The 4955-nt window shown below is 63.3% G+C and carries 7 protein-coding genes; 5 read left to right on the forward strand and 2 right to left on the reverse strand.

The genetic code is table 11. The annotated features are described in order from the left end of the window. From rfaE2 to EN935_RS22005, 3 genes are all read left to right on the forward strand, one after another. The coding region (gene rfaE2 / locus EN935_RS21995) for a D-glycero-beta-D-manno-heptose 1-phosphate adenylyltransferase (protein WP_127373610.1) at positions 1 to 787 on the forward strand (787 nt) is incomplete at its 5' end. Positions 788 to 794: 7 nt separating this feature from the next. After that, positions 795 to 1367 (forward strand): SIS domain-containing protein, encoded by a 573-nt coding sequence (locus EN935_RS22000; protein WP_109659909.1) that lies wholly within the window; start codon positions 795 to 797, stop codon positions 1365 to 1367. Further along, the gene (locus EN935_RS22005; protein ID WP_127262804.1) at positions 1360 to 2019 is read left to right on the forward strand and encodes an HAD family hydrolase; all 660 of its coding nucleotides are present in this window, start codon (positions 1360 to 1362) and stop codon (positions 2017 to 2019) included. Before EN935_RS22000 ends, EN935_RS22005 begins: the two co-directional genes overlap by 8 nt. A 4-nt stretch (positions 2020 to 2023) precedes the next feature. Here EN935_RS22005 and EN935_RS22010 read toward each other — a convergent pair whose 3' ends face one another. Then, positions 2024 to 2818: a glycosyltransferase family 2 protein gene (locus EN935_RS22010; RefSeq protein ID WP_109659913.1), complete on the reverse strand. Its 795-nt coding sequence runs from the start codon at positions 2816 to 2818 to the stop codon at positions 2024 to 2026. Between the two features lie 265 nt (positions 2819 to 3083). After that, positions 3084 to 3563: an Lrp/AsnC family transcriptional regulator gene (locus tag EN935_RS22015; protein ID WP_127262805.1), complete on the reverse strand. Its 480-nt coding sequence runs from the start codon at positions 3561 to 3563 to the stop codon at positions 3084 to 3086. 251 nt (positions 3564 to 3814) lie between these two features. Between EN935_RS22015 and trxB the strand changes: the two genes are divergently transcribed. Further along, positions 3815 to 4789 carry a thioredoxin-disulfide reductase gene (gene trxB / locus EN935_RS22020; RefSeq protein WP_056595425.1) on the forward strand — a complete coding sequence of 325 codons (975 nt, stop codon included), beginning with the start codon at positions 3815 to 3817 and terminating at the stop codon, positions 4787 to 4789. Between the two features lie 79 nt (positions 4790 to 4868). Then, on the forward strand, positions 4869 to 4955 hold an 87-nt coding region (locus tag EN935_RS22025; protein ID WP_145969177.1), incomplete at its 3' end, for a LysR family transcriptional regulator.

The raw sequence follows: 4955 nt of genomic DNA on the forward strand, positions 1-4955 counted from the left end.
GATTTCGGCGCACAGTTTCGACTTCGTCGTTGCGACGCGCAGCGAAAAGGGCATGAGCGTGGTCGGCCCGACCGAGGCACGCCACATCGCCACCCAGGCGCGCGAAGTGTTCGACGTCTCGGGCGCCGGCGACACGGTGATCGCGAGCTTTGCGCTGGCATTGGCCGTAGGCGCCGATACCGTCATGGCGGCCTCGATCGCCAATGCGGCTGGCGGCGTCGTGGTGGGCAAGCGCGGCACCGCGCGGCTGACGGTCGAGGAACTCACCGGCGCGCTGTTCCGCTCGCATGGACCGACCGCCCACAAGGACGCCATCCTCGATGCCGCATCGGCCGCGCGCATGGTCGCGGCGTGGAAGGAAGAAGGCTTGAGCGTCGGCTTCACCAATGGCTGCTTCGACATCCTGCATGCCGGCCATGTCAGCCTGTTGCACGCAGCGCGCAGCCAGTGCGACCGGCTGGTGCTCGGCCTCAATAGCGATGCCTCGGTGCGGCGTCTGAAGGGGGCAGGGCGGCCGGTCAACGACCAGCACGACCGCGCCTGCGTGCTGGCAGCACTTGCCTCGGTCGATGCGGTCGTGGTGTTCGAGGAAGATACGCCGCTGGCGCTGATCGAAGCGCTGCTGCCCGACATACTGGTCAAGGGCGCCGATTACACCGTCGACACCGTGGTCGGCGCCGATGTGGTGCAGAAAGCCGGCGGCCGCGTCGTGCTGGTCGATCTTGTCGCCGGCAAGAGCACCACCAACACAATCGGCAAATTGCGCGCTGGCGGCACGACAAACTGAGGGTTTCATGTCCGACTTGAACGATTACCTGGTCCGCTCGGCGGCTGCCATATCAGCCACGGTCGAGCGCGACCTGACCAGCGAGATGGAGCGGGCGGCGAGCGCCGTCGTATCGGCGCTTTCGTCGGGGAAAGCCTTGCTGATCTGCGGCAATGGCGGCTCGGCCAGCGACGCCATCCACATTGCCGGCGAACTGGTCGGCCGTTTCCTGAAGGAGCGCAAGGCCTACAACGTCATCGCGCTGCCGGCCAATGCCGCCGTGCTGACGGCCTGGGGCAACGACTATGGCTTCGACACGGTGTTTTCGCGCCAGGTCGAGGCGCATGGCGCGGCCGGCGGTGTGCTTCTGGCAATCTCGACCAGCGGCAATTCGCCGAGCATCCTCGCCGCCGCCGAACAGGCGCGGATGATGGACATGACGGTGATCAGCCTGACCGGCGACACCGGCGGCAAGCTGAAGCCTTTGTCCGACATTCTGCTCAACGTGCCGTCGACCTCGACGCCGATCATCCAGCAGGGGCATCTGTGCCTCTATCATTATCTGTGCGAGGTGGTCGAAGCGCGCCTCAGCAATGGCTGATTCCACGACGTCCGGCCCCTATCCGCTGGCGGAGCCCGGCCTATGGGTCGAGCGGGTCGGCCGGACGGTGTTTCCCGCCGGTATGCCGGCGCTGTTCCTCGACCGCGACGGCACCATCAATATCGATACCGGTTATCCCGACGATCCAGCCGAAATGGTGCTCCGCGCGGATATCGCCGCAGCGATCGCCGCCGCCAACCGGGCCGGCATTCCCGTCATCATCGTCACCAACCAGTCGGGCATCGCGCGCGGCTATTACGGCTGGGGCGATTTCGCTGCCGTCAATGGCCGCGTGCTGGAATTGCTAGGTGGCGAGGGCGCATTCGTCGACATGGTGCTGGCCTGCGCCTATCACGAAGCGGGCTCCGGCCCGCTTGCGGTCGCCGATCATCCGATGCGCAAGCCCAATCCAGGCATGCTGCTGGAGGCGGCCAAACGCCTCGGGCTCGATCTGCGGCGTTCGCTGATCGTCGGCGACAAGAAGGCGGACATGGAGGCGGGACAGCGTGCCGGCCTCTCGCAGGGCTGGCTGGTCGACGGGCAAGCGGCAGTTCAATCGGGCTTCATGGTCGGGCCATGGCGCGACCGCGAGGATTTCAACGGCCTGCTCGCCGCAATAGCGGGACTTGGTGCCGTGTCAGGCGAGCGGTGACGGCTCACGCCGGATCGTTGTCTCGCCAGGCTTCATAAAGCTTGGCCTCGGTGGCGAACGAATAGACCATCACCATCATCGAATAGACGAAGCCGTGCCGGCCGCACAGGAAGTAGCGCTTGGCCAGGTAGAATTTCAGGAAGTTGCCGAGCGGCGACAGCACTAGCTTTACCAAGCCTGGCTTCTTGCCCCTCTCGACCAGCGTGGCAACCTTGAGGCTGGAGTAGGTGTTGGCCCTGGCCAAGTCCTCCGCGATGCTCATTTCGCGGCGGTGCAGCAGCACGCCATTTTCAATCGTGCCGGTTTCGCCCGGCACCTCGAACGATTCATGGACCCGCAAGTTGAGGTCCATGGTGGCCTTGTCTCGGCGGAAGAGACGCAGCAGCCTGTTGTGCAGCACCCAGCGGTGCGCATAGCCATAGCCTTTCAGCTTGTCGCGGCGCCTTATGTACCATCCGTCGAAGCCGACATTGCGAGGCTGCGTCACGTCCATGATCGACTGCCTGAGCAGGTCGTCGATGGCCTCATCGGCTTCAATCGAAAGGCACCATGGCTGCGTGGCCTGATCGAGGGCGAATTGCCGCTGGCGGGGAAAACCCGGCCAGTCGTTGTGAAACAGCCTGATCGGGTAGCCCTTGGCGATGAACTCCTGGACGACGTCCAGGGTGCTGTCCGTCGAGCCTGAATCGACGACGATGATCTCGGCGCAGAAGTCGACGCTTTCCAGGCACTGGCCGATCATGTCGGCTTCGTTCATGCAGATGACCAGCGCCGAAACCGGGCTAGCAAATCGAGTCATGGTCCCACCCTACGGCACACTGTTCTCGGAATTGCGCTGCTTTGCGTCATCTGTTTTTACGGAATCCCCAAGCGCTAAGCGCTTTTCCCAGGAAAACCGTTACACACTTTTCCTGGAATTGCTTTAGGAAACCAACAGGGCGGGCCACGGCAGAACGATCCGGCTTTCTACACGACAGCCTATCGAATGCCAAAGCGGCCCTGATATGGCGAAGCCCGCAACCCGCATCTGCCACGCCCGATGTGGCGCTGGCGTTCATACCGACTCAGGGCTGTGCAAACGAGACCAGCCCTTCATCCTTGACCCGGCGGATGGTGAGTGCGGTGCGCACCGTGTCGACATTGGGGGTCGAAGTCAGCTCCTCGATGACGAAGGTCTGGAAGGCGCCGAGGTCGCTTGCCACGCAATGCAGCAGGAAATCGGATTCGCCCGACACCATCCAGGCGTCGCGTACGATCGGCCAGCCGCGGGTGCGTTCGGCAAAGGTGCGCAACTCGGCGTCGGCCTGGTGATGCAGGCCGATCAAGCAGAAGGCGACGACATCGAGGCCGAGCGCCGGTGCATTGAGCAAAGCGCGGTAGCCGCGGATGATGCCGGCTTCCTCCAGCCGCTTGACGCGGCGCAGGCATGGTGGCGCAGAAATACCGACGCGGTTCGACAGTTCGACATTGGTCATGCGGCCGTCGCCCTGCAGTTCGCGCATGATCTTCCAGTCGATGGCGTCGAGGTCGGCCTTGAGCGGCATGAGGGCTCTCGAGAAGTCAGGGGCAACACGCAAGAATCTTGCGTGATTTTGTAATTAAACGACTTCGCTGTCCATTCCATCCCTCGCCCGGAATATTTCGCAGGATCAGGCGGGCAACAGGGTGCGACAAAGCTTTCCGGGGACGAACGCCAACTTGCCTTGCTGGTGTCGTGGGCAACACTTACATTACGCGCGATACGGACCGAGTTTTCCATGCCGCAATTGCCGGCAGCCCTCCGCAGAGGCTTTAGATGACCACCAAGCACGCGCCCGTTCTCATCATCGGTTCCGGTCCGGCCGGCTATACGGCAGCGGTCTACGCCGCCCGCGCCATGCTGAAGCCGATGCTGGTTGCCGGGCTGCAGCAGGGCGGCCAATTGATGATCACCACCGATGTCGAGAATTATCCCGGCTTCGCCGATCCGATCCAGGGTCCGTGGCTGATGGAGCAGATGCTCAAGCAGGCCGAGCATGTCGGCACCGACATCATCAACGATATCATCACCGAGGTCGACCTCAATGTGCGGCCGTTCCGTGCCAAGGGTGATTCCGGCACCACCTACACCGCCGACGCGCTGATCATCGCCACCGGCGCACAGGCCAAATGGCTGGGCATTCCGACCGAACAGACCTTCATGGGCTTCGGCGTGTCGGCCTGCGCCACCTGCGACGGTTTCTTCTATCGCGGCAAGGATGTCGCGGTCATCGGCGGCGGCAATTCGGCGGTGGAAGAGGCGCTCTATCTGTCGAACCTCGCCAAGAGCGTTACGGTCATTCACAGGCGCAACGATTTCCGCGCTGAACGCATCCTGCGCGAGCGGCTCTTGAAGAAGGACAATGTCCGCGTCATCTGGGACACGATCGTCGACGAGATCACCGGCCGTCCCGGCAAGACGCCGCTGCCGCCCTCGGTCGAAGGGCTGAAGCTGCGCAACGCGGTGACCGGCGAGGAAACGCATCTGAAGATCGATGGCGTGTTCGTGGCGATCGGCCATGCACCGGCGGTCGAACTGTTCGCAGGCAAGCTGAAGCAGAAGCCGAACGGCTATCTGTGGACGGCGCCGGATTCGACCCGCACCGACGTGCCTGGCGTGTTCGCGGCCGGCGATGTGACCGACGACATCTACCGCCAGGCAGTGACGGCGGCGGGCCTCGGCTGCATGGCCGCACTCGAGGCGGAGAAATATCTGGCCGGCATCGAAGTGCACCGCGAAGCGGCCGAGTAGAGAGTTCATAGAGCGGCTTAGAAACGCCGTGTAAAAGCCTGATTTTTCATTCAGACGCCAAAACAGAACGAGGGGTATCATGGCGTTGGACTGGGACAAGCTACGCGTGTTTCACGCTGCGGCGGAGGCGGGGTCGTTTACCCATGCGGCCGAGACATTGCATCTG

Source organism: Mesorhizobium sp. M7D.F.Ca.US.004.03.1.1 (assembly GCF_003998635.1).
GTDB lineage: Bacteria > Pseudomonadota > Alphaproteobacteria > Rhizobiales > Rhizobiaceae > Mesorhizobium > Mesorhizobium loti.

Excerpts from the sequence above, each read along its gene's own strand:
- EN935_RS22000 (WP_109659909.1), top strand. The coding sequence starts at position 795 with ATGTCCGACTTGAACGATTACCTGGTCCGCTCGGCGGCTGCCATATCA.
- EN935_RS22005 (WP_127262804.1), top strand. The coding sequence starts at position 1,360 with ATGGCTGATTCCACGACGTCCGGCCCCTATCCGCTGGCGGAGCCCGGC.
- EN935_RS22010 (WP_109659913.1), bottom strand. The coding sequence starts at position 2,818 with ATGACTCGATTTGCTAGCCCGGTTTCGGCGCTGGTCATCTGCATGAAC.
- EN935_RS22015 (WP_127262805.1), bottom strand. The coding sequence starts at position 3,563 with ATGCCGCTCAAGGCCGACCTCGACGCCATCGACTGGAAGATCATGCGC.
- trxB (WP_056595425.1), top strand. The coding sequence starts at position 3,815 with ATGACCACCAAGCACGCGCCCGTTCTCATCATCGGTTCCGGTCCGGCC.